Raw genomic sequence first — 23,516 nt, forward strand, 5'->3', positions numbered from 1 at the left:
GGAGAGGCATGATCGTCGTCGACGTGCTGCTCCTCGTCCTCCTCGTCCTCGGACTCGCCGCGGGCATCGGACGAGGCCTGTCGGGGAGCCTCGGGCTGTTCGCGGGTCTCGTGCTGGGCGGCGCCGCGGCGTTCTGGCTCGTGCCGCTCGTCAACGACGCGCTGCCGACGCAGCAGTGGCGGCCGGCCCTCGTGCTCGCGTCCGCGGCCGCTCTCGTGATCGGGGGAGCGGTCCTCGGCTCGGCCGTCGGATCGGCCGTCCGCCGCGGGGTCGATCGCGTGCGGCCCCTGCGCGCGCTGGACCGCGTCCTGGGAGGGGTCGTGGGGGTCGCCGTCGCCGCCCTCGCGCTCTCGCTCGCCGGATCGAGCCTCGCCGTCACCGGCACGCCCGTCATCTCCACCGCCCTGTCCTCGTCGTCGGTCCTGCGAACCATCGAGCGATTCACACCGCCCCCCGTCGCGTCGGCGATCGCGGAGCTTCGCAGCTTCGTGTTCGACGAAGGGCTGCCGGCGCTCGGCGATCTGCTCGACTCGCCGGCGGTCGACATCCCGCCGGCCGATCTGGAGGACCCCGAACTCGCCCGCGCCGCGGCATCCGTCGCGCGCGTATCGGGCACGGCGTACGCGTGCGGACGCAGCTCGACGGGGACCGGCTTCGTGATCTCGCCCGACCGGGTCGTCACGAACGCCCATGTGGTCGCGGGCGTCGAGCGGCCCCTCGTCGAACTCCCGGGCCTCGGGGCGAGGGAGGGACGCATCGTCTACTTCGATCCGGTCGACGATCTCGCCGTCATCGCGGTCGACGGGCTCGCGGCCGAGCCGCTGCCGCTGGCCGACAGGCTCGGCGCGGGAGCACCGGCGGTCGTGCAGGGGTATCCCCTGGGAGGACCGTTCACGATGGTGCCGGCGGGGGTCCTCTCGACCGGGCGGGCACCGATACCCGACATCTACGACGAGAGTTCGTCGCTGCGCGAGATCTACGACCTGCGCGCCGCCGTCCGCCCCGGCAACTCCGGCGGTCCGCTGCTCACCGAGGACGGAGCCGTCGCGGGCGTGGTCTTCGCGAGAGCCGAGAACGACCCCGAACGCGGCTACGCGATGACCGTCGACGAACTCGCTCCGGTGTCGGCGGAGGCGCCCCTGCTCACGGACGCCGTGCCGTCCGGCCGGTGCATCGGCTGACGCCGACGGCGACCGGTATGCTGGCACGGCAAGTCAATACCGGCCTACCACCCGTGCGGGAGAGCCTCGGCAGCAGTCGTGCCGGGCACCGAAGGAGCAAGCCTCCCCGCCAATCTCTCAGGTACGCGTACCGCATGGGTGTGGCCGACTCTGGAAAGCGATTTCGAGCGAAGCAAGAATCGGGTTGAGTAGGCGGCCCTGCCGCCGTAACGAAACCCGCCAGGTGAGATGAGCGCGACGCGTCTCCATCCTCACCCGCCCGCGATCCGCCGAAGGTGAAAGCCCCCTTCTCCCACAGAGGGGGCGAAGCTCTCAGGCCCATGACAGAGGGGGAGTTCCACGGCGCCGTCCGGCGTCCGCCCGACCGCGAACGGGAGAACTCATGACAGACCCCCGCACGACTCCGCTGCACGACCGCCACGTGTCCCTCGGCGCCTCCTTCACCGACTTCGGTGGGTGGTCGATGCCGGTCCGCTACAGCTCCGACCTCGCGGAGCATCACGCGGTGCGCACCGCGGCGGGCATCTTCGACATCTCCCACATGGCGGAGTTCATCGTCACGGGCCCGGCCGCGGGCGCGTTCCTGGACTATGCGCTCGCGGGCCGCCTGTCCGCGCTCGTGGACGACCAGGCCAAATACAGCCTCGTGCTCGACGCGGACGGCGGCATCGTCGACGATGTCATCGTGTACCGTCACGGCGCCGAGCGCTTCCTGGTCGTCGCCAACGCCGGCAACCGCGACGCCGTGGCGGAGGCGCTGACCGAACGGGCGGCGTCGTTCGAGGTCGCGATCGACGACGCGACCGATCGCATCGCGCTCATCGCCGTGCAGGGTCCGTCCTCGCAGGCGATCCTGGCGTCCACACCCGAGATCACGGACCTCGCCGGGTCGCTCGACGACCTCCGGTACTACCGGATGACGCACGCCCGCTTCACCGCCCCGGGCGCCGAGCCGGTCCCGATCGACATCGGCCGCACCGGCTACACCGGCGAGGACGGATTCGAGCTCTACGTCCCCGCAGCCTCCGCGGGCGCCGTGTGGGATGCGCTGCTTCGATCGGGCGAGCCCCACGGGCTGGTCCCGGCGGGTCTCGCCTCGCGGGACACGCTGCGACTCGAGGCCGGCATGCCGCTGTACGGGCACGAGCTGACGCGCGACATCGTCCCGGCGCAGGCCGGGCTCGGCCGTGTCGTGGCCGTCGACAAGGACGACTTCGTCGGCCGTGCGGGTCTCGCCGCGGTCGTCGCCTCGGACGCCCCGGTCCTCGTGGGCCTCGTGTCCGAGGGCAAGCGCGCCGGTCGCGCCGGCTACCCGGTGCTCAGCGGCGACGACGTCGTGGGAGAGGTCACGAGCGGCGCGCTCAGCCCGACCCTGGGGCATCCGATCGCCATGGCTCTCGTCGCGCCCTCCGTCGCCGAGCCGGGCACCGTGCTCGCCCTCGACGTGCGGGGCACGCGCATCCCCGCGACCGTGACCGCCCTTCCCTTCTACCGCCGCACCACCTGACCGAGCACCGCCCATTCCGGAGGACGCCATGACCGACCTGAACAGCCTCAAGTACACCGCCGAGCACGAGTGGATCGCCCTCGACGGCGACGTCGCCACCGTCGGCATCACCGACTACGCGGCCGACAAGCTCGGCGACGTCGTGTTCGTCGAGCTCCCGGCCGTCGACTCCGGCGTCTCGGGCGGCGACGTGTGCGGCGAGATCGAGTCGACCAAGTCGGTCGGCGAGCTCTACGCGCCGCTCGACGGCGACGTCGTGGCCGTGAACGACGCCGTCGTCGACGACCCGTCCCTGGTCAACTCCGACCCGTTCGGGGCCGGGTGGCTCATCAAGCTCAAGGTCGACGCCGCTGCGGTCGCCGAGCTCCTCGACCGCGACGCGTACGTCGCGCTCACCGGCGGCGACGCATGACGGGGGCATTCGCGGCACGGCACATCGGGACGGATGCCTCAGCCCAGCGCGTGATGCTCGACGCCCTGGGCTACGACACGGTCGATTCGCTCGTGCGGCGCGCGGTGCCGGCATCCATCCAGGCGCCCGCCCGCGAGACGAGCGACATCCCGATCGCTGCCACCGAGGCGGAGGCTCTCGCCGAGCTCCGTGTCCTCGCGTCGCAGAACCGCGCGGCGCGCCCGATGATCGGCCTGGGCTACTACGACACGTTCACGCCGTCGGTGATCGCGCGGAACGTCCTGGAGAACCCCTCCTGGTACACCGCCTACACGCCCTACCAGCCCGAGATCTCTCAGGGCCGGCTCGAGGCGCTCATCAACTTCCAGACGATGGTGACCGATCTCACGGGGCTCGCGACGTCCGGTGCGTCGATGCTCGACGAGTCGACGGCGGTCGTCGAGGGGATGCTGGTCGCCCGGCGCGCATCGAAGTCCGCATCGAACGTCTTCCTCGTCGACGCCGACGCGCTGCCGCAGACCAAGGCGCTGCTGGCGCATCGCGCCGCGGCCGTCGGCATCGAGCTGCACCACACCTCGTTCGGCCGCTCGGGACCCGAGGCCGAGCCCGACGCGTTCGGGGCCTTCGTGCAGTACCCGGGGGCGACGGGTCGCGTGTGGGACCCGACCGAGGTCGTGGATGCCCTCCACGCCCAGGGCGGGCTCGTGGTCGTCGCCGCTGACCTCCTCGCGCTCACGCTGCTGCGCTCTCCGGGATCGTTCGGCGCCGACATCGCCGTCGGCACGACGCAGCGGTTCGGAGTGCCCCTCGGATTCGGCGGGCCGCACGCCGGGTACCTGGCCGTGCGCGCCGGCCTCGAGCGGCAGCTTCCCGGTCGAGTCGTCGGCGTCTCGCAGGACGCCGCCAGCCGGCCGGCCTACCGCCTCGCGCTGCAGACGCGCGAGCAGCACATCCGCCGTGAGAAGGCGACCTCCAACATCTGCACCTCCCAGGTGCTGCTGGCCGTCATGGCGTCGATGTATGCGGTCTACCACGGTGCGGACGGGCTGCGCGCGATCGCGACCGAGGTCGCCAAGAAGGCCGAGGCGCTGGCGACCGTGCTCCGGGGCTACGGCCTGACCCTCTCGTCCGACTCGTTCTTCGACACGCTGCGCGTGCACGTGCCCGGCTACGCCCGTCGCGTCATCGAGCGCGCGCGGGAGCGGGGCTTCCAGCTCTTCTGGGCCGATGAGGCCTCGATCGGGGTCTCCGTCGACGAGACCACGACGGCGGACGACCTCGCAGCCGTCGCCTGGGCGTTCGGGCTGCCGGAGGGGGAGTTCCTGGGCGCCGGCGAACAGGGCGAGCGCACGCTGCCCTTCGCCGACGCCGAGCCGCTGGCCGGGGTACCGTCCTCGCTGGTCCGCGCGGACGAGTACCTCACCCACCCGGTGTTCTCGGCGCACCGCTCCGAGACCGCGATGATGCGCTACCTCAAGCAGCTGTCCGACCGCGACTACGCGCTCGACCGCGGGATGATCCCGCTCGGCTCATGCACCATGAAGCTCAACGCGGCGACCGAGATGGCGGCGGTGTCGTGGCCCGAATTCTCGCGCGTGCACCCCTTCGCGCCCGTATCCGACGTCCGCGGCTACCTCGCCCTCATCGAGCAGCTCGAGGTGTGGCTCGCGGAGGTGACGGGATACGACGCGGTCTCGCTTCAGCCCAACGCCGGGTCGCAGGGCGAGCTGGCCGGTCTCATGGCGATCCGCGGGTACCACCGCGCCAACGGCGACGCGGACCGCACGGTGTGCCTCATCCCGTCCTCGGCGCACGGCACCAACGCCGCCTCGGCCGTGCTGGCCGGCATGAGGGTGGTCGTGGTGGCCTGCGATGATCAGGGCAACGTCGACCTCGACGACCTTCGGGCGAAGGTCGCGGCCCACGCGGACGAGCTCGCCGCCCTCATGATCACGTATCCGTCCACGCACGGCGTCTACGAGCACGACGTGCTCGAGATCACCCAGGCGGTGCACGATGCGGGCGGTCAGGTGTACGTCGACGGCGCGAACCTCAATGCGCTCCTCGGCTACGCGCGCTTCGGCGACCTGGGCGGCGACGTGTCGCACCTGAACCTCCACAAGACCTTCGCGATCCCGCACGGGGGCGGCGGGCCGGGCGTCGGTCCCGTGGCCGCCAAGGCGCACCTCGCGCCGTACCTGCCGTCGCACCCGCTGTCGCAGCGCAAGGACCACCCGGGCGGCGTGTTCGACGGCGGTCCCATCTCGGCGGCCCCGCACGGGTCAGCGGGCATCCTCCCGATCTCGTGGGCGTACGTGCGCATGATGGGCACCGAGGGTCTGCGGGATGCCACGGCCGCCGCTGTCCTCGCGGCGAACTACATCGCCTTCCGCCTTCGCGACCACTATCCGGTCCTATACACCGGCGACGGCGATCTCGTCGCACACGAGTGCATCCTCGACCTGCGGCCGCTGCGCGAGGCGACGGGGGTCACGGTGGACGATGTCGCCAAGCGCCTCATCGACTACGGCTTCCATGCCCCGACGATGTCGTTCCCCGTCGCGGGCACGCTGATGGTCGAACCGACCGAGTCCGAGGACCTCGGCGAGATCGAGCGGTTCATCGAGGCGATGATCGCGATCAAGGCCGAGGCGGACGCGGTGGCGGCGGGGGAGTGGCCGGCCGACGACAACCCGCTCGTCCACGCCCCGCACACGGCCGAGTCCGTCGTCGCGGGCGAGTGGAAGCACCCGTACTCCCGCGAGACCGCGGTCTACCCGGTCCCCACCCTGGTGCGCACGAAGTACTGGCCTCCGGTGCGCCGCATCGACCAGGCCTACGGCGACCGCAATCTCGTGTGCGCGTGCCCGCCGATCGAGGCCTTCGCCTGACGGCGGGAGCAGAAGGATGCCGGTGCCCCCGGCATCCTTCTGCCTCAGGCTCCCGCGCTCGGCGTCGGCGTCGGACTCGGGCTCGGGGTCGGCGCCGGGGGCGCGAAGAGATCGGGCCACAGCGCGGCCGCGAGGGGATAGCCGACGAAGGCGACGACATCGATGAGCGTGTGCGCGATGACGAGGGGCATCACGCGGCCCCAGCGCCGGTAGCACCACCCGAACACGACGCCCATCGCGAAGTTCCCGATCATCGCGGGGAATCCCTGGTACGCGTGGTACGCGGCGCGCAGGCCCGCGGTCGCGAGGATGATCGTCCACGTCCCCCAGCCGAGTCGCCGCAGACGGTCGAAGAGGTATCCGATGAAGATGACCTCCTCGGTCAGCCCCGCGCGCAGCGCCGCGAGCAGGAGAAGCGGAATCGTCCACCACGACGTGTCCAGCGGCGAGGCCTCGACGAGCACCGTGAGACCGAGCGCGCGACCGAGAGCGTAGAGCCCGAGCCCCGGGATGCCGATCACGGCGACCAGGGCCACGCCCCGGCCGAGATCTCCGCCGAACCGGGTGAAGTCGAGCCCGATCCGCCGGAACGCCGAGGTGCCCGGCTCCCACAGGAAGAAGATCGCCAGCGCGACCGGGACCAGCGCGAACCCCTGGCCGAGGAACTGGTACAGCACGTCCCAGAATTCCTCGGCGCCCGCTGACGGATTGAGCGACGTCTGCTGGTCGCCCAGCGACGCCTCCCGCTGCAGAGCCTGGATGAGACCGAGCACGGCGTAGATCGCGGAGCGCCCGACCGACAGCAGGAGCACGAGCGCGATCTCCCACCGCAGCCGTACGCGGGTCGCATGGTCTACAGGGCCAGTGTCGGGCAGATTCCCAGACGCGAAACGTTGCACGTTGTCAGATTGTCACACGCGCGTAGCGTTGAGTTAAGGATATGTAACGGTTTGCTGTTCTGTTTTGCCATGTTCGCGCGCCGTGCTTAGTGTGTCCGTGTCCGTGTCCAGAGCTGCCACAGGCTGGGCACTCAACCCTTGCACAGGAGGAAATGTGAAGATCGCGCGTCTTATGGCGGGCGTGGGTGTCGTCGCAGCGGGAGCAATCGTGCTCTCCGGTTGTGGCAACCCATACCAGTCTGAGGTCGTGGAGGGCACCGAGATCACCACCGCGTACAACTCGGGCTTTTTCCACTTCAACGACGACAGCTCAGCCGGCAACAACACGGCCAACGGCAATGTCAAGTACATGACCGACACGAGCTTCTCGTACTACAACAACACGCCCGAGTTGGTGAAGAACACCGACTTCGGCTCGTACGAGCAGACCAGCGAAGACCCGCTGACCGTCGAGTACACGATCACCTCCGACGCGGTGTGGTCCGACGGCGTGCCGATCGACGAGGCCGACATGCTCCTGCAGTGGGCTGCTCTGTCGGGCAACGTCAACGAGGCGTTCTCGCCTGCCGCAACCACCGGTTACAACCTCATCACCGAGACCCCCGAGACCGGCGACAAGACGATCACCTTCGTCTACGACGAGCCGTACGTGGACTGGGAGCTCGTCGGACCGATCGGCGTCTCCGCCCACGGCACCTACGCGCTCGCCTTCCCGGACGAGTACTCCGACGTGCAGGCTGCGTACGACACCTGGAAGGAGTCGGGCGAGGAGGGTGACTTCACCGCCTACAGCGACGCCGCCAAGGAGTTCGCCACCGACGCCAAGGAGAAGGTCGTCACGGCCATCACCGACGGCGACGAGGAAGTCCTCGCCGCGCTGGGTGACGCGTGGAGCAACGCCTACGGCTACACCACGCTGCCCGACAGCCCGGCTGCCGCGCTGACGAGCGGTGCGTACATCGTCGACGAGATCGTCGAGGACCAGTACATCTCGATCGCCGCCAACCCGCTGTACACGTGGGGTCCGTCGCCGAAGTTCGAGAAGATCACGATCCGCACGATCGCCGACTCGACCACCGCGCTCCAGGCCCTCGAGTCGGGCGAGCTCGACATCTGGTCCGGTCAGCCCACAGCTGACATCCTCCAGCTCGCGAACGAGATCGACACGGCGACGGTGCAGACCGGCGACCAGGCCTCGCACGAGCACGTCGACCTCACCGTCAACAACGGCGGTCCCTTCGACCCCGCCACCTACGGCGGCGACGAGGAGGCTGCTCTCAAGGTGCGCCAGGCGTTCCTGAAGACGATCCCGCGCCAGGAGATCGTCGACAAGATCATCAAGCCGCTGAACCCCGAGGCCGTCGTCCGCAACACGAACCTCGTGTCGATCGCCGACCCGGAGCGCTACCCGGTCCTGTCCGAGTCCAACGGCTCGGCTGACTACGCCGAGGTCGACATCGACGGCGCCAAGGCGCTGCTCGCCGAGGCCGGCGTGACCGGTCCGGTCGAGGTCGGCTTCTGGTACCCCGAGGGCAACGTTCGTCGTGCCCAGGAGTTCGAGCTGATCTCCGCCTCGGCCGCTCTGGCCGGCTTCGAGCTGGTCGACGAGAGCGAGCCCGACTGGGTCTTCACCGACCCGTCGGCCGAGCCGATCAACCCGCACGACGCGACGCTGTTCGCGTGGTCGCAGACGAGCCTCGCGGTGGGTGGATCCGACCAGATCTACGCCTGCTACGACGACCCGATGGCCAAGGGCGGAAACTACAACGGCTACTGCGACGACGAGGTGACCGCTGCGCTCAAGGAGCTCAACATCACGTCGGACTTCGACGCACAGACCGACCTGCTCGAGGCCGCTGAGGCCGGAATCTGGGCGGACGCCGTCACGATCCCGATCTTCCAGTTCCCGGGTCTGACGGTCAACAGCGACAAGGTGACCGAGGTCAAGGCCATGCCGCTGAGCCCCGACTACTTCTGGAACTTCTGGGAGTGGACGCCGGCGGACGCCGCGGCGGAGTAATTCCCGCTGCTCCCGGGTGGGCGGGCGACCGCCCACCCGGGAGGACATCGAATCGAGACTGTGGGTGCCGAGGCGAACCCTCGGCACCCACAGTCATGTCCAATCGGGGCTGCGCCGCGTGCACAGATGCCGCTCAGCCCTCCTCGTAGTAGTTTTGGGGCGCCGTATCGGTGCTCCGGGACGGACGTAGAATCATGACCTCAGCCCCATATCCGAGAGGGCTTCCGTGCTGACCTTCATCCTGCGACGCCTGGGCGCCATCGCCCTGGTCCTCCTCGTCGCCTCCTTCATCGTCTACACCCTGACGGCGATCACCGCCGATCCGCTGCAGGAACTCCGGGCGAGCAATTCCCCGAACCGCGAGGAGCAGATCCAGAACCGGATCGAGCTGCTGCGCCTCGACCTCCCCATCGTGGTCCGCTACTTCATGTGGCTGGGCGGCGCGGCGAAGTGCCTCATCGGGCAGTGCGACCTCGGCGTCGCCTTCAGCCGCAGCAACCAGGAGGTGACCGACGCGCTCGCGTCCGCGGCATCCGCCACCATCCAGCTGGTCACCGCCGCCACGATCGTCGCGATCATCTTCGGCCTCACGATCGGCATCATCACCGCTCTCCGCCAGTACAGCGGCTTCGACTACACGGTGACGTTCCTCACCTTCATCGTCTACTCGCTCCCCATCTTCTGGGTCGCGGTGCTCCTCAAGGAGTACGGCGCGATCCGCTTCAACGAGTTCCTCGCCAATCCCGTGGTGACGGTGCCGGCCATACTGATCACCGGGTTGGTCTGGGGCATCATCCTCATGGCGATCATCGGAGGATCGTGGCGGAGGCGCCTGATCACCTTCGCCGCCGCCTTCGTCGTTTCCGGCGGACTGCTCGCATTCCTCGGCCTCACGGGATGGTTCTCCGACCCCTCGATCGGCATCGTGGGCGTCATCATCACCGGCGTCGGCGCCGCCGTGGGCATCACCGCGCTCTCGACGGGCCTGGCCAACCGCCGCACGCTCTACGCGGCGCTCATCGTGGTGGGCATCTGGGCCGCGCTGTACTACCCGATCCAGTACCTGTTCTTCTACGTGCCGACCGGATGGATGCTGCTCCTCACCGCCCTCGCGGCCATCGGCATCGGCATCGGCGTCGGCGTGCTCATCGGCGGGGACGGCAAGAAGGAAGCGGCCCGCACCGCCGCGATCGTGAGCTTCATCACGTTCTTCGTGATCGTCGTGGACCGCGTCATGCTCGTCTACACCGACTACGTGGACCGCATTCCGCAGAGCGGCGTCATCGCCACGATCGGCTCATCGACGCCGGGGCTGCAGGGCGACATGTGGTTCGAGATCCTCGACGGATTCGCCCACCTGGTGCTGCCGACCATCGCGCTCGCGCTGGTGTCGATCGCGGCGTACACGCGGTACTCGCGGTCGAGCCTGCTCGAGGTGATGAACCAGGACTACGTGCGCACCGCTCGCGCCAAGGGCCTGAACGAGCGCACCGTCGTCATGCGACACGCGATGCGCAACGCCCTCATCCCGATCGCCACGATCATCGCGTTCGACATCGGCGCACTCATCGGCGGTGCGGTCATCACCGAGACGATCTTCGCGTGGAAGGGCATGGGAGCCCTGTTCGTCGACGGTCTGAACGCCGGCGACGTCAACCTCGTGATGGGCTTCTTCCTGGTGACCGGCGTGCTCGCGGTGGTCTTCAACCTCATCGCGGACCTGCTGTACTCCGCCCTCGACCCCCGGATCCGGGTGAGCTGACATGGTAACCACTACCCCCACCGACGCGCCGCAGGACCGCGGCAGCGAGCAGTCCATCGAGCAGAAGGCGGTCGCCGGCCTCAGCCAGGGCGCACTCGTCCGACGCCGCTTCTTCCGCCACACGGGAGCGATGATCGCCCTCGTCGTGCTGATCCTCGTCATCATCCTGGCGTTCACCTCGGTGGGCACGGTGATCGGCGGGACCGGCAAGCTGCAGGCCAGCGGCGACGGCACCCTGTCGATCAACGGGCTCCGCATCCCCGGCTGGTGGCCGCTGGACTGGTTCACGAGCTACCCCATCGTGAACGGCGGACAGCCGACGCTCACGCTGTTCCCCTTCGCGCTGGGTGAGCACCCCTTCGGACAGGACACCCTCGGCAAGGACGTGTTCGCGCAGGTCATGCGCGGCACGCAGCAGTCGATCACGGTCATGTTCCTCGTCGGCATCGTGTCGCTCATCCTCGGCGTGCTCTTCGGTGCGCTGTCGGGCTTCTTCCGCGGCTGGGTCGACTCGCTGATCATGCGCTTCACCGACGTGATCATCATCATCCCGATCATCGTGATCGGCTCGATCATCGGAAAGCTGCTCGGCGGCAACAGCGCCATCGTCTTCGGCCTGTTCCTCGGCATCCTGAGCTGGACCGGACTCGCGCGACTCGTTCGCGGCGACTTCCTGGCTCTGCGCGAGCGCGAGTTCGTCGACGCCGCGCGCGTCGCCGGCGCCAGCAACGGCCGGATCATCTTCCGCCACATCCTCCCCAACGCGGTCGGCGTCATCATCGTCAACACCACGCTGCTCATGAGCGCCGCGGTGCTGATCGAGGCCGCGCTGAGCTTCATCGGATTCGGTATCCAGCCGCCCGACGTGTCGCTCGGCCAGATCATCAGCGAGTACCGTGAGGCGTTCCGCACGCGGCCGTGGCTGTTCTGGTGGCCGGGTCTGTTCATCGTCATCCTGGCGCTGTGCATCAACTTCATCGGCGACGGCCTCCGCGACGCATTCGACCCTCGTCAGCAGGCGAAGGTCAGCGCGCGCAAGGCGAATCGCGCCGTGGCGGCCATCCCGTCCTCGAGCGGCGTGATGATGGTGGACGCCCCGACCTCGACCGACGACGAGACGTACATGGACGAGTTCGGAGGCGGATCGCTCCCCGGACCCGAGGCACCGGACGAGGACCGTTCGCGACGTGAGGGCGATCAGTCGTGAGGCAGCGCGAGCGCGAGCACGGTGGCCGCGATGAGCACCGCGGTCACACCGATCACGCCGACGTTGAGCGTCGTGACGGTGCCGCCGGGCGTCGTGTCCCCGCCGCTGCGGCGGTACTGCTCGAGCGTGCGTCGCACAAGGGCGGTCGCATCGCCGCTCGGGGTCCCCTCGGCGTCCGAGGGGCGGCGCGTGTCCAGTTCGCCCGGGGTGCGGGAGACCTCCTCGCGCCTCGTCGTGAGGGCCTGCCGCGCACCCGGCGCGGGTGCCGCCCAGGCGCGGATGCTGCGCCCGCCGGTGGTGCGGACCGTCAGTGCGTAGCGGGAGTCGACGTCGGCGACGTCGCCCCACGGCACCCGGTGCGTGCGGAAGACGTTCACGATCTCGATGAAGCCCTCGCTGATCTGCACGGAGGGGCGCACGTAGAGCGCCCACGCGAGCCACGCGACGAGCACGATCGGCCAGGACCACACCGCGAGGGACGCGAAGCCGTCCGAGACGACGATGAACACGAGACCGAGGGCGCAGACGCCGATCGCCACCCAGGCGAGGATCTGCCCGCCGCGCGGGCGGAAGGTGACCGGTTCGGGCATGCGCCCATCCTGACACGGGAGATCAGCCGATGAGCACGAAAGAGGGTGCCCGCATGCGCGGACACGTCCCCCAGGACGGCGGCCCGGTGCTGTCCGTCGACAACCTCGGCGTGGAGTTCTGGGTCGGCGGCAAGTGGGCCGCGGCCGCGAAGCACGTCAGCTACGACCTCATGCCCGGGGAGGTGCTCGCCATCGTCGGCGAGTCCGGATCGGGCAAGAGCACGAGCTCGATGGCGATCATGGGCCTGCTGCCCAAGAACGCCCGGGTCACCGGAAGCGCGAAGCTCGCTGGCCGCGAGCTGATCGGTGCACGACCCGAGATGCTGCGCAGCGTGCGCGGCGAGGGCATCGCGGCGATCTTCCAGGAGCCGATGACGGCGCTGAACCCCGTCTACACGATCGGCTTCCAGATCTCCGAGACGATCCTCACGCACCGCCCGGGCATGACCCGCAAGCAGGCGAAGGCCCGCGCGATCGAGCTGCTCGGCCTCGTCGAGATGCCGGACCCCACCAAGGCGTACAACTCGTACCCGCACCAGCTGTCGGGCGGGCAGCGTCAGCGCGCGATGATCGCACAGTCGATCTCGCTCGACCCGCGCGTGCTCATCGCCGACGAGCCGACGACGGCCCTCGACGTCACGGTGCAGGCCGAGATCCTCGATCTTCTGCGTCATCTGCACCAGAAGCTCGACTCCGCGATCATCCTCATCACCCACGACATGGGCGTGGTGGCCGACATGGCCGACGACGTCATGGTGATGAAGGATGGCGACGTGGTCGAGCACGGCACGGCGGAGCAGCTGTTCACCGCGCCGGAGCATCCCTACACTCGCGCGCTCATGGCGTCGGTGCCGCACCTCGGCCTCGGCACGGCTGTCGCCGACGTCCAGTCGGCGGGGGATGACTCCACCGCCGCGCTGCTGCTCGAGGACGTGTCGATCGACTACCCCAAGCGGGGCCGCGTCCCGGCCTTCCGGGCGGTCTCCGAGGCATCCCTGTCGATTCAGCCCGGCGAGGTCGTGGGTCTCGTGGGCGAATCGGGCTCGGGCAAGACGACGATCGCGCGCGCGATCGTGGGACTCGTCCCCATCGCCGAGGGTCAGCTCCGCGTGGCCGGCCAGGAGATGGTCGGAGTCGACGCGAAGCAGCTGCGCGCGGTGCGCCGCAAGCTCGGAATCGTGTTCCAGGACCCGGGCTCGTCGCTGAATCCGCGCTGGCCCGTCGGCCAGTCGATCGGCGAGCCGCTCGAGCTCGCCGGCCGGGACCGCAAGGAGATCGGCACGCGCGTCAGCGAGCTGCTCGACATGGTGGAGCTGCCGCGCGACTTCCGCAACCGCTACCCGCACGAGCTCTCCGGCGGTCAGCGCCAGCGCATCGGCATCGCGCGAGCGCTGGCGCTCGACCCCACGGTGCTCGTCGCCGACGAGCCGACGAGCGCACTGGATGTCTCGGTGCAGGCCCGCGTCCTCGAGCTGCTGCAGCAGATCCAGAAGGAGAAGCAGTTCGCGACGCTGTTCGTGACGCACGACCTCGCCGTCGTCGACCTGCTGGCCGACCGCATCGTCGTGATGCAGCACGGCAGGATCGTCGAGCAGGGGTCGAAGGAGCAGATCCTCCGCAACCCGCAGGACCCGTACACGCAGCGACTCATCGCGGCCGTGCCGGTTCCCGACCCCGCCGAGCAGCGCGTGCGCCGCGAAGCGCGCGCGGCACTCCTGGCCGGACAGGACTGACCGAACGAAAGCGGCCTGGGCGCTCCGGCGCCCAGGCCGCTTTCGGCTGCCTGCGATAGGCTGAGGTGCCGGCATCCCGGCCCTCTCCCTCTCTCGCAAGGATTCCTTCATGGCCCGCGCCCTCCGACCGGACCTCCGAAACGTCGCCATCGTCGCGCACGTCGACCACGGCAAGACCACGCTCGTCGACGCCATGCTGCGCCAGACGGGGTCGTTCGGCGATCACGCGCACGTCGAGGAGCGTGCGATGGACTCCAACGACCTCGAGCGCGAGAAGGGCATCACGATTCTCGCCAAGAACACGGCGATCACGTACAACGGCGAGCACACCGACGTCCCCGTGACGATCAACGTCATCGACACGCCGGGCCACGCCGACTTCGGCGGCGAGGTCGAGCGCGGTCTGTCGATGGTCGACGGCGTCGTCCTCCTCGTCGACGCGAGCGAGGGACCCCTGCCGCAGACCCGCTTCGTCCTGCGCAAGGCGCTCGAAGCGAAGCTCCCCGTCATCCTCCTGGTCAACAAGACCGACCGCCCGGATGCGCGCATCGCGGAGGTCGAGGAGGAAGCGCACGATCTGCTCCTCGGACTCGCCTCCGACCTGCACGAGGACGTGCCCGACCTCGACGTCGACGCCCTCCTGGACGTCCCCGTCGTCTACGCCTCCGGCCGCGCCGGCGCTGCGTCGCGCACGCGTCCGGCCAACGGCGAACTGCCCGACAACGACGACCTCGAGCCGCTCTTCGCCGCGATCCTCGAGCACGTGCCCGCGCCGTCGTACGACGACGATGCGCCGCTGCAGGCATGGGTCACCAACCTCGACTCGAGCCCCTTCCTCGGCCGCCTCGCGCTCCTGCGCGTGTTCAACGGCACGCTGCGCAAGGGGCAGACCGTCGCGTGGGTGCGGCACGACGGCTCGCACTCCAACGCCCGGATCACCGAGCTGCTCAAGACGCGTGCGCTCGAGCGATACCCCGCCGAGGAGGCGGGTCCGGGCGACATCGTCGCCATCGCCGGCATCGAGGAGATCACCATCGGCGAGACGATCGCCGATCCCGAGGACGTCCGGCCGCTTCCGGCGATCACGGTCGACGACCCCGCGATCTCGATGACGATCGGCACCAACACGTCGCCGCTGGTCGGCAAGGTCAAGGGGCACAAGGTCACTGCGCGCATGGTCAAGGATCGCCTCGACCGCGAGCTCATCGGCAACGTGTCGCTCAAGGTCGTCGACATCGGACGCCCGGACGCCTGGGAGGTCCAGGGCCGCGGAGAGCTCGCGCTGGCGATCCTCGTCGAGAACATGCGCCGCGAGGGTTTCGAGCTCACGGTCGGCAAGCCCCAGGTCGTGACCCGGAAGGGCGAGGACGGCAAGGTCAAGGAGCCCTTCGAGCACCTCACGATCGACGCTCCCGAGGAGTACCTCGGCGCCATCACCCAGCTGCTCGCGGCACGCAAGGGCCGCATGGAGAGCATGGTCAATCACGGCACCGGCTGGGTGCGCATGGAGTTCATCGTCCCCTCGCGAGGGCTGATCGGCTTCCGCACCGAGTTCCTGTCGGTCACTCGCGGCACCGGCATCGCCAACGCGATCTCCCACGGCTACGACGACTGGGCCGGTCACATCCAGGCGCGGCAGAACGGCTCGATCGTCGCCGACCGCGCCGGCGTCGTGACGCCGTTCGCCATGATGGCGCTCCAGGAGCGCATGAGCTTCTTCGTCCAGCCCACCGAGGAGGTCTACGAGGGCATGGTCGTCGGCGAGAACACGCGCGCGGACGACATGGACGTCAACATCACCAAGGAGAAGAAGCTCACCAACATGCGCTCATCGACCGCGGACGAGCTCGAGCGGCTGACCCCGCCGCGTCAGCTCTCCCTCGAGGAGAGCCTCGAGTTCGCGCGAGAGGACGAGTGCGTCGAGGTGACGCCCGAGAAGGTGCGCATCCGCAAGGTGATCCTCGACCAGACCGAGCGCGGCCGTGCCGCGTCACGCCTGAAGCGGCAGGACGCCAACGCCTGACCTACGGCTCCTCCGCGACACCGGGCCACGGATGGTCGGGCGGCACGCGGGCGACGTCCGGCGTCGTCGGTAGCATCGCCGGGTGACCCTCGATCCGACCTTCGACGATGCGCATGCCGCGGGCGAGGGCCGCCGCGCCCTGCGCGAAGGTCTCGGGGTGGCGTTGGCCACGAGCGCGTACGGCATCTCCTTCGGCGCACTGGCCGTGGCATCCGGTCTCGACGTGTGGCAGACCTGCGTGCTGAGCCTGCTGATGTTCACCGGCGGATCGCAGTTCGCATTCGTGGGGGTGGTCGGCGCCGGCGGACTCGGCGCCGCGCCGGCCGCGATCGCGTCGGCCGCCCTGCTGGGCGTGCGCAATGTCGCCTACGGGATGCGCATGTCTCCCGTCATCGGCCCGGGCTTCTGGAAGCGGGCCGCGGCGGCGCACTTCACGATCGACGAGTCCACGGCGGTCTCGCTCGCCCAGCGCACCGCCCACGCGCGCGCGGTCGGGTTCTGGGTGACCGGCATCGGCATCTACCTCGGCTGGAACCTGTCGACGCTCGCCGGTGCCCTCCTCGGCGACGTTCTCGGAGATCCGCGCGCGTACGGATTGGATGCCGCGGCCGCCGCCGCCTTCCTCGCGCTGCTGTGGCCGCGGCTGCGGCACCGGCAGCCGATCGTCGTCGGGATCGCGGCCGCCGTCGTCGCCACGCTCCTCACGCCGGTGCTGATGCCCGGGGTGCCCGTGATCATCGCTGCCGCCGTCGCGATCATCGTCGGATGGCTCAACTGGCTCGGAACGCCTGAGGATGCCTCGCTCCCCGCCGACGGGATCGAACCCGACGACGTCGCCGAGCGGGAGGGGCTGCCATGACGCTGTGGTCCGCCCTCCTCATCGCATCGATCGTCTGCGTCGCACTGAAGACGGTCGGCTATCTCATCCCGCCGAAGTGGCTCGAGGCCCCCCGGCCCATGCGGATCGCGGACCTGCTGACCGTCGCGCTTCTGGCCGCGCTCGTGGCCGTGCAGACCCTGGGGGCCGGGCAGGCGATCGTCGTGGACGCGCGCGTGCCGGCTGTGCTCGTGGCGGCGGGTCTGCTCATGCTCCGCGCGCCCTTCCTCGTCGTGGTGGCCGCCGCCGCACTCACGGCGGCGCTCCTGCGGCTGTGGGGCTGGGCGGTGTGAGCATGCCCGAAGGGGCGCCGGGTCGGCGCGGGTAGAGTCATCGGGTGCGCTCTTCTCTTCCCGCCCGCCTCGGCACGTGGGTCGTCGCACTGCTCGTCGGAGCGGTCTACGGCCTCGCCGGCACGATCGCGCACGCCTATGAACTGGGCTGGTTCCCGCTCGGGCTGGTCCTCGCCGTCATCGGGTGCGCCGCACTCCTCGTAGCGGTCCGGCTGCTCACCGGCGACCGGTGGGCCGCGCTGGCGACCGGCCTGGGGATGATGCTGTCGACCCTCGTCTTCTCGGGGAAGGGCCCCGGGGGCTCCGTCATCGTCCCCGAGTCGCCGCTGGGGAGCATCTGGACGATCGCGCTGCCCATTCTGGTGGCGATCGTGGTCGCCTGGCCGGAGAACGTGCGCCCCGCGGAGAGAGCAGCCGGGGCATCCGGATTTCGGGGGACAGGCGACCCGTCCCGGCCACCGGCCACGACCGACGCAACTAGACTGACACCGTGACGTATGTGATCGCTCTTCCCTGTGTGGACGTCAAGGACCGCGCGTGCATCGACGAGTGCCCGGTGGACTGCATCTACGAAGGCGAGCGCTCCCTCTACATCCACCCCGACGAATGCGTGGACTGCGGTGCCTGCGAACCGGTCTGCCCCGTCGAGGCAATCTACTACGAGGATGACCTGCCCGACGAGTGGCAGGACTACTACAAGGCCAACGTCGAGTTCTTCGACGACATCGGCTCGCCCGGCGGAGCCGCCAAGGTCGGTGTGATCCACAAGGACCACCCGGTCATCGCCGCGCTCCCGCCCCAGGCTCCGTGACCGCCGTCGCCGCGATCGCGCGATCCGCGCTGCGGGGCGTGAGCTGATGGGCGTCGCCGATCTCGCCGACTACCCGTGGGACGCCGTCGCGCCCTATGCCGAGCGCGCACGCGCGCATCCGGACGGGATCGTCGACCTCTCGATCGGATCTCCCGTAGACGCGACCCCCGACGTGGTCGCAGTCGCTCTCCGCTCCGCGACCGACGCCCACGCCTACCCGCAGACGGTCGGGACGCCCGGACTCCGCTCGGCGATCGTGGACTGGTACGCGCGCCGCCGCGGCGTGGTCGGCCTCGCACCCGACAACGTGCTGCCGACGGTCGGATCGAAGGAGCTCGTCGCACTTCTGCCGCTCCTCCTCGGCCTCGGACCGGGGGACGTCGTCGTCCATCCTCGGGCGGCGTATCCCACCTACGAGGTCGGCGCGCGCCTCGTCGGAGCGACCCCGTTGGCGTCGGACGACCCGGCCGAATGGCCGGAAGCCACCCGGCTGGCGTGGGTGAACTCTCCCGGCAATCCCGACGGCGCGGTGCTCGGCGTCTCCGCGCTTCGCGCCGCGGTCGCCCGGGCACGAGTCCTCGGCGCGGTCCTCGCGTCCGACGAGTGCTACGCCGAGCTCGGCTGGGATGCGCCGTGGGACACCGAGCCGATCCCGTCGGCGCTGGACCCGAGGGTGGTGGGGGAGGACATGACCGGGGTGCTCTCGGTCTACTCGCTCAGCAAGCAGTCCAATCTCGCCGGGTATCGCGCCGCGTTCCTCGCCGGCGACCCGGCCGTCGTCGCCCGGCTGCTCACCGCCCGCAAGCACCTCGGGCTCATGCTCCCGGTGCCCGTGCAGGCGGCGATGGTCGCGGCGCTGGGGGATGACGCCCACGTCGCCGCGCAGAAGGAGCGGTACCGCCACCGTCGGGAGGTCCTCCGGCCCGCACTGGAGGACGCCGGGTTCCGCATCGACGCGAGCGAAGCCGGGCTGTATCTGTGGGCGACCGAGGGGCGAGACGCGTGGGAGAGTCTCGACCGGCTCTCCCGCCTCGGTATCCTTGCCGGTCCGGGTCACTTCTACGGTCCGCATTTCCCGCACCACGTGCGCCTCTCCCTCACGGCCGCCGACGAGCGGGTCTCCGCTGCGGCGGCGCGGCTCCGCACGAACTTATGAGGAATCCTCCTTCGGATCCCGCATCCCTTTGGTCGTGTCCGCAGTAGGCGTGTGAGCGCACTAGGCTGTAATGACGCGGCGGCGCGGCATCCCCGTCCCCGCACCGTCCTCACAGAGCGCCCTGCGCGTCGGGAGGCGGACGACACCCCCGGCACGACCAGGAATCGCGAGGAGGCGCCGTGAGCGACGCGGGTACCCAGCACGAGAAGGCCACCCTCACGATCGGCGACACGGTCGCCGAGTTCCCGCTGCTGCAGGGGACCGACGGCGCCCCGAGTGTCGATCTGTCGACGTTCACGCGTCAAACCGGGCACACCGCGCTGGACTACGGGTTCGTCAATACGGCCGCCACCAAGTCCGCGATCACCTACATCGACGGCGACCAGGGGATCCTGCGCTACCGCGGCTATCCGATCGAGCAGCTCGCCAAGAACAGCACCTACCTCGAGGTGGCATGGCTCCTCATCTACGGCGAGCTGCCTACGGCCGACGAGCTGGCGGCGTTCGACGACCGCATCCGCCACCACACGCTCCTGCACGAGGACCTCAAGCGCTTCTTCTCCGCGCTGCCGCACACGGCGCACCCGATGTCGGTCCTGTCCTCGGCCGTGTCGGCACTCTCGACGTACTACGAGAATGAGTCCGACCCGAACAACCCCGAGCACGTCGAGCTCAACACCATCCGCATGCTCGCGAAGCTCCCCGTGATCGCGGCCTACGCGCACAAGAAGAGCATCGGGCAGGCGTTCCTCTACCCCGACAACACACTGGGCTTCGTCGACAACTTCCTCAAACTCAACTTCGGCGTACTTTCGGAGATCTACGAGGTCGACCCGGTCATGTCGCGCGCGCTCGAGCGCCTGCTCATCCTCCACGAGGACCACGAGCAGAACGCCTCGACCTCGACGGTCCGTCTCGTCGGCTCCACCGGCGCCAACCAGTTCTCCTCGATCTCTGCCGGGATCAACGCGCTCTACGGGCCGCTCCACGGCGGCGCGAACGAGGCGGTGCTCGACATGCTCGGCCGCATCCGGGACTCGGGCGAGAGCGTGCAGCGCTTCGTGGAGCGGGTCAAGAACAAGGAGGACGGCGTCAAGCTGATGGGCTTCGGCCACCGGGTCTACAAGAACTACGATCCGCGAGCCAAGCTCGTCAAGGAGTCCGCCGATGAGGTGCTCGAGGCTCTTGGCGTGAGCGATCCGCTGCTCGATCTCGCCAAGCAGCTCGAGGAGATCGCACTCAACGACGACTACTTCCGCGAGCGCCGCCTGTATCCCAACGTCGACTTCTACACAGGCGTGATCTACAAGGCGATGGGCTTCCCGACGCGGATGTTCACGGTGCTGTTCGCGATCGGTCGCCTTCCCGGCTGGCTCGCGCAGTGGCGCGAGGCGGCGAGCGACCCGCAGACCAAGATCGGGCGTCCCCAGCAGCTCTACATCGGCGCGGGGGAGCGGAACTATCCCGGCGTCTGAGCTCCGTCTCGCGCTTCGAAAGACCGGAACCCGACCCCGCTAGGGTGTGGACATGGTGAGCCATGACTTCGTCCCGCCGGTCGATCCGGGTTCGTTCGATCCTGGCTTCGCGGATCCGAGCATCCCGTCGGCCTTCTCGGGGATCTTCGTCCTGTTCGTCGTGCTGGTGCTCGCTGTCATCGGATTCTCCCTCTACGTCGGCGTCCGCAAGTATGCCGTTCTGAAGCGAGCCGGCCACGACCCGCTGACCGTGGACGCGGAGCTGGCCGCACGCGTGCTCGGCAGCGACGCGCTGCGACCGGGCGCGGCCGACGCCGCGACGCCGGCCAAGTCCCTCGAGGAGCGGCTGGCCGAGATCGAGTCCCTGCATGAGCGCGGGGTGATCTCCGCCGACGAGCGCGCCGCGGCGCGCGCCGCGATCCTCGGAGGCTGAGCGGATGCCGCGCCTCCTGGTCCGTCGTCCCTCGATGACCCTCGCCGACGGCGAGCTGACCCATCTCGACCGCGTGCCGGTCGATCCCGAACTCGCCCAGCGCCAGTGGGAGGCGTACATCGATGTGTTCCGCGCGCGTGGCTGGGACGTCGTCGAAGTCGATCCCGCCGACGCGCAGCCCGATGGCGTCTTCGTCGAGGACGCCGTCGTGATGTTCGACGAACTCGCCGTCCTCTGCCGAGCCGGCGCTGTGTCGCGCCGAGGCGAGTCCGAGTCCGTCGAGGCGGCGGTCGCGGCATCCGGAATCCCGTTCGTCCGCATCGAGGACCCCGGCACGCTCGACGGCGGTGACGTCCTCAAAGTGGGACGCACCGTGTACGTGGGCACGTCGTCGCGCACGAACACTCAGGGCATCGCACAACTGCGCGACGTGCTCGACGCGCGCGGGTGGAGCCTCGTCGAGGTGCCCGTGACGAAGGTGCTGCATCTCAAGAGCGCCGTGACTGCTCTCCCCGACGGCACGGTCGTGGGCTTTGCACCGCTGGTCGACGATCCGTCGGTCTTCCCGGACTTCCTGGCGATCCCCGAGGAGCACGGCACCGCGGTCGTGGTGCTGGACGACTCGACGGTGCTGATGTCCGCGGACGCGCCGGCTACGGCGGCGCTCTATCGCTCGCGCGGGCTCGAGGTGGTCACGACGCCGGTCACGGAGTTCGAGAAGCTCGAGGGCTGCGTGACCTGCCTCTCGGTGCGCGTGAGGGTCTGATCGCGCAGAACCGTTCCGTCGGGCGGGCTCGCTCAGGCGTGCAGTGCCTCGTTGAGCGTCACGCCCGCCCCCGCCCGGCGCACCGCCTCCACTGCGCCGGTCACCGAGTTGCGGCGGAAGAGCATCCCGTCGGCTCCGGAAAGCTGGGAGCCCTTCACGGTGGCCGGGGAGCCGTCGGCGTGGGCCGGCTCGTCCACCAGCAGAATCTTCGATCCCGCGGTGACGTAGAGCCCCGCCTCGACGATGCAGTCGTCGCCCAGCGAGATGCCGATGCCGGCGTTCGCTCCGAGCAGCGTGCGGGAACCCACGGAAATCTGGTGGGTTCCCCCACCGGAGAGAGTGCCCATGATCGACGCGCCACCGCCGATGTCGCTTCCGTCTCCGACGACGACCCCCTGCGAGATGCGTCCCTCGACCATGCTCTGTCCGAGGGTGCCGGCGTTGAAGTTGACGAACCCTTCGTGCATGACGGTGGTGCCGGGGGACAGGTAGGCGCCGAGGCGCACGCGCGAGGCATCCGCGATGCGAACGCCCGGAGGTGTGACGTAGTCGAGCAGCCGGGGGAATTTGTCCAGCCCCTGCACCTGGATCCCGTCGCGGACCAGGAACGGCCTCATGCGGGTGACGGTGTCGGGGTGCATCGGTCCCGCGTTGGTCCAGGCGACGGTCGGCAGGTGACCGAACACGCCGTCGAGGTTCACCTCGTTCGGAGCGACCAGGCGATGCGAGAGGGCGTGGAGGCGCAGGTAGGCGTCCGACGTCGAGGTGGGGGAGGCCGCCAGTTCGATCTCGAGGGCGACGACGTCGATGGTCACGCCACGCCGTGCGTCCGGTACTGCGAGCCGCTCCAGCTCGTCCGGCGGCATCGCGGGATCCAGTCCCAGCGGGATGCGCCCCACTTCGGGCTCGGGGTACCACGTGTCGAGTACGGTGCCGTCCTCGGCGGTCGTCGCGAGGCCGAAGCCCCAGACCCATCCTTCGTCGCTCATGTCCTCCACGCTAGCGCCGACGACCGGCTGTCACCCGACGGATTGCGAGCCGTGACGCGACCGCCAGCTGGGCGCGAGGCGGAGGCGTGCAGTCAGTCGTCCCACGTGTGGGTTGGCACGACACGCCCGGGATGTCGCGCGGATTCGCCGTACGCGTCGATCTGGCGTAATGTTCTTATTGTTCGCCCCACAGGGACGCGGCGAGGCCGAGAGCCTCACCCCCCTCAAGCGGCGGGCCACCTCCCTTCGAATCACCTCATTGAGGCGAGCGGCTTTCGGGTCTAGAATGGGAGTCTTCCCCTCGGAACCTTGAGGTCCCGCGAGTACGGCCGGTCGGCCGGGCTGCGGTCGGACGTCGAATCCGAGTCGGATAAGGTTGTGAAGTTGCCCTGCTGTGCTGGCCTTGGTGGTTGGTGGGTGGGTGCGTCCGATCCTTGAGAACTCAACAGCGTGCACTTGTCAAATGCCAAATAACCTCGTCGGTCAGTTTT

Annotated in this window: 20 protein-coding genes and 1 riboswitch; of the genes, 17 read left to right on the plus strand and 3 right to left on the minus strand. The window is 69.4% G+C overall.

Going from position 1 to position 23,516, the window contains the following annotated elements; translation table 11 throughout:
* Positions 1–8: 8 nt before the first annotated feature.
* The 4 genes from ACFQ0P_RS12405 to gcvP all read left to right on the plus strand — a co-directional run bounded on the left by ACFQ0P_RS12405 (position 9) and on the right by gcvP (position 5,991).
* The gene (locus ACFQ0P_RS12405) at positions 9–1,181 is read left to right on the plus strand and encodes a MarP family serine protease (protein WP_204978987.1); all 1,173 of its coding nucleotides are present in this window, start codon (positions 9–11) and stop codon (positions 1,179–1,181) included.
* A 46-nt stretch (positions 1,182–1,227) separates the two neighbouring features.
* A riboswitch (glycine riboswitch) is annotated at positions 1,228–1,324 on the plus strand.
* 239 nt (positions 1,325–1,563) lie between these two features.
* Positions 1,564–2,688, plus strand: coding sequence for a glycine cleavage system aminomethyltransferase GcvT (gene gcvT, locus ACFQ0P_RS12410; protein WP_204978988.1), 1,125 nt, complete (start codon positions 1,564–1,566; stop codon positions 2,686–2,688).
* A gap of 28 nt (positions 2,689–2,716) precedes the next feature.
* The gene (gene gcvH, locus ACFQ0P_RS12415) at positions 2,717–3,100 is read left to right on the plus strand and encodes a glycine cleavage system protein GcvH (RefSeq protein ID WP_204978989.1); all 384 of its coding nucleotides are present in this window, start codon (positions 2,717–2,719) and stop codon (positions 3,098–3,100) included.
* Positions 3,097–5,991 (plus strand): aminomethyl-transferring glycine dehydrogenase, encoded by a 2,895-nt coding sequence (gene gcvP / locus ACFQ0P_RS12420; RefSeq protein WP_204978990.1) that lies wholly within the window; start codon positions 3,097–3,099, stop codon positions 5,989–5,991. The genes gcvH and gcvP overlap by 4 nt, the downstream gene beginning before the upstream one ends.
* Positions 5,992–6,035: 44 nt before the next feature.
* On the opposite strand, the gene ACFQ0P_RS12425 is transcribed toward gcvP, so the two are convergent.
* Entirely contained in the window at positions 6,036–6,890 is an 855-nt protein-coding gene (locus ACFQ0P_RS12425; protein ID WP_378772310.1) for a CPBP family intramembrane glutamic endopeptidase, read from the minus strand.
* Positions 6,891–7,137: 247 nt separating this feature from the next.
* Here ACFQ0P_RS12425 and ACFQ0P_RS12430 point away from each other — a divergent pair, with 247 nt between their 5' ends.
* From ACFQ0P_RS12430 to ACFQ0P_RS12440, 3 genes are all read left to right on the plus strand, one after another.
* A complete protein-coding gene (locus ACFQ0P_RS12430) occupies positions 7,138–8,910 on the plus strand; it encodes an ABC transporter family substrate-binding protein (protein ID WP_378772312.1) in 1,773 nt (590 codons plus the stop codon).
* A gap of 226 nt (positions 8,911–9,136) precedes the next feature.
* Positions 9,137–10,672 (plus strand): ABC transporter permease, encoded by a 1,536-nt coding sequence (locus ACFQ0P_RS12435; protein ID WP_204978992.1) that lies wholly within the window; start codon positions 9,137–9,139, stop codon positions 10,670–10,672.
* 1 nt (position 10,673) lies between these two features.
* Positions 10,674–11,879: an ABC transporter permease gene (locus ACFQ0P_RS12440; protein ID WP_204978993.1), complete on the plus strand. Its 1,206-nt coding sequence runs from the start codon at positions 10,674–10,676 to the stop codon at positions 11,877–11,879.
* Here the strand turns inward: ACFQ0P_RS12440 and ACFQ0P_RS12445 are convergent.
* Positions 11,870–12,469, minus strand: coding sequence for a PH domain-containing protein (locus tag ACFQ0P_RS12445; RefSeq protein ID WP_204978994.1), 600 nt, complete (start codon positions 12,467–12,469; stop codon positions 11,870–11,872). The two genes, ACFQ0P_RS12440 and ACFQ0P_RS12445, sit on opposite strands and share 10 nt — an antisense overlap.
* Positions 12,470–12,522: 53 nt before the next feature.
* Between ACFQ0P_RS12445 and ACFQ0P_RS12450 the strand changes: the two genes are divergently transcribed.
* The 10 genes from ACFQ0P_RS12450 to ddaH all read left to right on the plus strand — a co-directional run bounded on the left by ACFQ0P_RS12450 (position 12,523) and on the right by ddaH (position 22,036).
* A complete protein-coding gene (locus tag ACFQ0P_RS12450) occupies positions 12,523–14,202 on the plus strand; it encodes an ABC transporter ATP-binding protein (RefSeq protein ID WP_204978995.1) in 1,680 nt (559 codons plus the stop codon).
* A gap of 109 nt (positions 14,203–14,311) precedes the next feature.
* Positions 14,312–16,225 (plus strand): translational GTPase TypA, encoded by a 1,914-nt coding sequence (gene typA, locus ACFQ0P_RS12455; protein WP_204978996.1) that lies wholly within the window; start codon positions 14,312–14,314, stop codon positions 16,223–16,225.
* An 82-nt stretch (positions 16,226–16,307) separates the two neighbouring features.
* Positions 16,308–17,084 carry an AzlC family ABC transporter permease gene (locus tag ACFQ0P_RS12460; RefSeq protein WP_204978997.1) on the plus strand — a complete coding sequence of 259 codons (777 nt, stop codon included), beginning with the start codon at positions 16,308–16,310 and terminating at the stop codon, positions 17,082–17,084.
* Entirely contained in the window at positions 17,081–17,395 is a 315-nt protein-coding gene (locus ACFQ0P_RS12465) for an AzlD domain-containing protein (protein ID WP_204978998.1), read from the plus strand. Before ACFQ0P_RS12460 ends, ACFQ0P_RS12465 begins: the two co-directional genes overlap by 4 nt.
* A 44-nt stretch (positions 17,396–17,439) precedes the next feature.
* A complete protein-coding gene (locus ACFQ0P_RS12470; RefSeq protein ID WP_378772317.1) occupies positions 17,440–17,889 on the plus strand; it encodes a DUF6113 family protein in 450 nt (149 codons plus the stop codon).
* A complete protein-coding gene (gene fdxA, locus ACFQ0P_RS12475) occupies positions 17,886–18,206 on the plus strand; it encodes a ferredoxin (protein ID WP_204978999.1) in 321 nt (106 codons plus the stop codon). The genes ACFQ0P_RS12470 and fdxA overlap by 4 nt, the downstream gene beginning before the upstream one ends.
* Positions 18,207–18,252: 46 nt before the next feature.
* Positions 18,253–19,362: a succinyldiaminopimelate transaminase gene (gene dapC / locus ACFQ0P_RS12480; protein ID WP_204979000.1), complete on the plus strand. Its 1,110-nt coding sequence runs from the start codon at positions 18,253–18,255 to the stop codon at positions 19,360–19,362.
* Between the two features lie 179 nt (positions 19,363–19,541).
* On the plus strand, positions 19,542–20,837 hold the full coding sequence (locus tag ACFQ0P_RS12485; protein WP_204979001.1) for a citrate synthase: 1,296 nt from the start codon (positions 19,542–19,544) through the stop codon (positions 20,835–20,837).
* Between the two features lie 52 nt (positions 20,838–20,889).
* A complete protein-coding gene (locus ACFQ0P_RS12490) occupies positions 20,890–21,270 on the plus strand; it encodes an SHOCT domain-containing protein (RefSeq protein WP_204979002.1) in 381 nt (126 codons plus the stop codon).
* A 4-nt stretch (positions 21,271–21,274) separates the two neighbouring features.
* Positions 21,275–22,036, plus strand: coding sequence for a dimethylargininase (ddaH, locus tag ACFQ0P_RS12495; protein ID WP_204979003.1), 762 nt, complete (start codon positions 21,275–21,277; stop codon positions 22,034–22,036).
* Positions 22,037–22,068: 32 nt separating this feature from the next.
* Here the strand turns inward: ddaH and dapD are convergent, their stop codons facing one another.
* A complete protein-coding gene (dapD, locus tag ACFQ0P_RS12500) occupies positions 22,069–23,025 on the minus strand; it encodes a 2,3,4,5-tetrahydropyridine-2,6-dicarboxylate N-succinyltransferase (RefSeq protein WP_204979004.1) in 957 nt (318 codons plus the stop codon).
* Between the last annotated feature and the right edge of the window lie 491 nt (positions 23,026–23,516).

The sequence above is a fragment of the Microbacterium insulae genome, assembly GCF_042677065.1.
Taxonomy (GTDB): Bacteria; Actinomycetota; Actinomycetes; order Actinomycetales; family Microbacteriaceae; genus Microbacterium; species Microbacterium insulae.

Excerpts from the sequence above, each read along its gene's own strand:
- ACFQ0P_RS12405 (WP_204978987.1), top strand. The coding sequence starts at position 9 with ATGATCGTCGTCGACGTGCTGCTCCTCGTCCTCCTCGTCCTCGGACTC.
- ACFQ0P_RS12465 (WP_204978998.1), top strand. The coding sequence starts at position 17,081 with ATGACGCTGTGGTCCGCCCTCCTCATCGCATCGATCGTCTGCGTCGCA.
- ACFQ0P_RS12450 (WP_204978995.1), top strand. The coding sequence starts at position 12,523 with ATGCGCGGACACGTCCCCCAGGACGGCGGCCCGGTGCTGTCCGTCGAC.
- gcvP (WP_204978990.1), top strand. The coding sequence starts at position 3,097 with ATGACGGGGGCATTCGCGGCACGGCACATCGGGACGGATGCCTCAGCC.
- typA (WP_204978996.1), top strand. The coding sequence starts at position 14,312 with ATGGCCCGCGCCCTCCGACCGGACCTCCGAAACGTCGCCATCGTCGCG.
- ACFQ0P_RS12445 (WP_204978994.1), bottom strand. The coding sequence starts at position 12,469 with ATGCCCGAACCGGTCACCTTCCGCCCGCGCGGCGGGCAGATCCTCGCC.
- ACFQ0P_RS12490 (WP_204979002.1), top strand. The coding sequence starts at position 20,890 with ATGGTGAGCCATGACTTCGTCCCGCCGGTCGATCCGGGTTCGTTCGAT.
- gcvH (WP_204978989.1), top strand. The coding sequence starts at position 2,717 with ATGACCGACCTGAACAGCCTCAAGTACACCGCCGAGCACGAGTGGATC.
- ACFQ0P_RS12440 (WP_204978993.1), top strand. The coding sequence starts at position 10,674 with ATGGTAACCACTACCCCCACCGACGCGCCGCAGGACCGCGGCAGCGAG.
- dapC (WP_204979000.1), top strand. The coding sequence starts at position 18,253 with ATGGGCGTCGCCGATCTCGCCGACTACCCGTGGGACGCCGTCGCGCCC.
- gcvT (WP_204978988.1), top strand. The coding sequence starts at position 1,564 with ATGACAGACCCCCGCACGACTCCGCTGCACGACCGCCACGTGTCCCTC.
- dapD (WP_204979004.1), bottom strand. The coding sequence starts at position 23,025 with ATGAGCGACGAAGGATGGGTCTGGGGCTTCGGCCTCGCGACGACCGCC.
- ddaH (WP_204979003.1), top strand. The coding sequence starts at position 21,275 with ATGCCGCGCCTCCTGGTCCGTCGTCCCTCGATGACCCTCGCCGACGGC.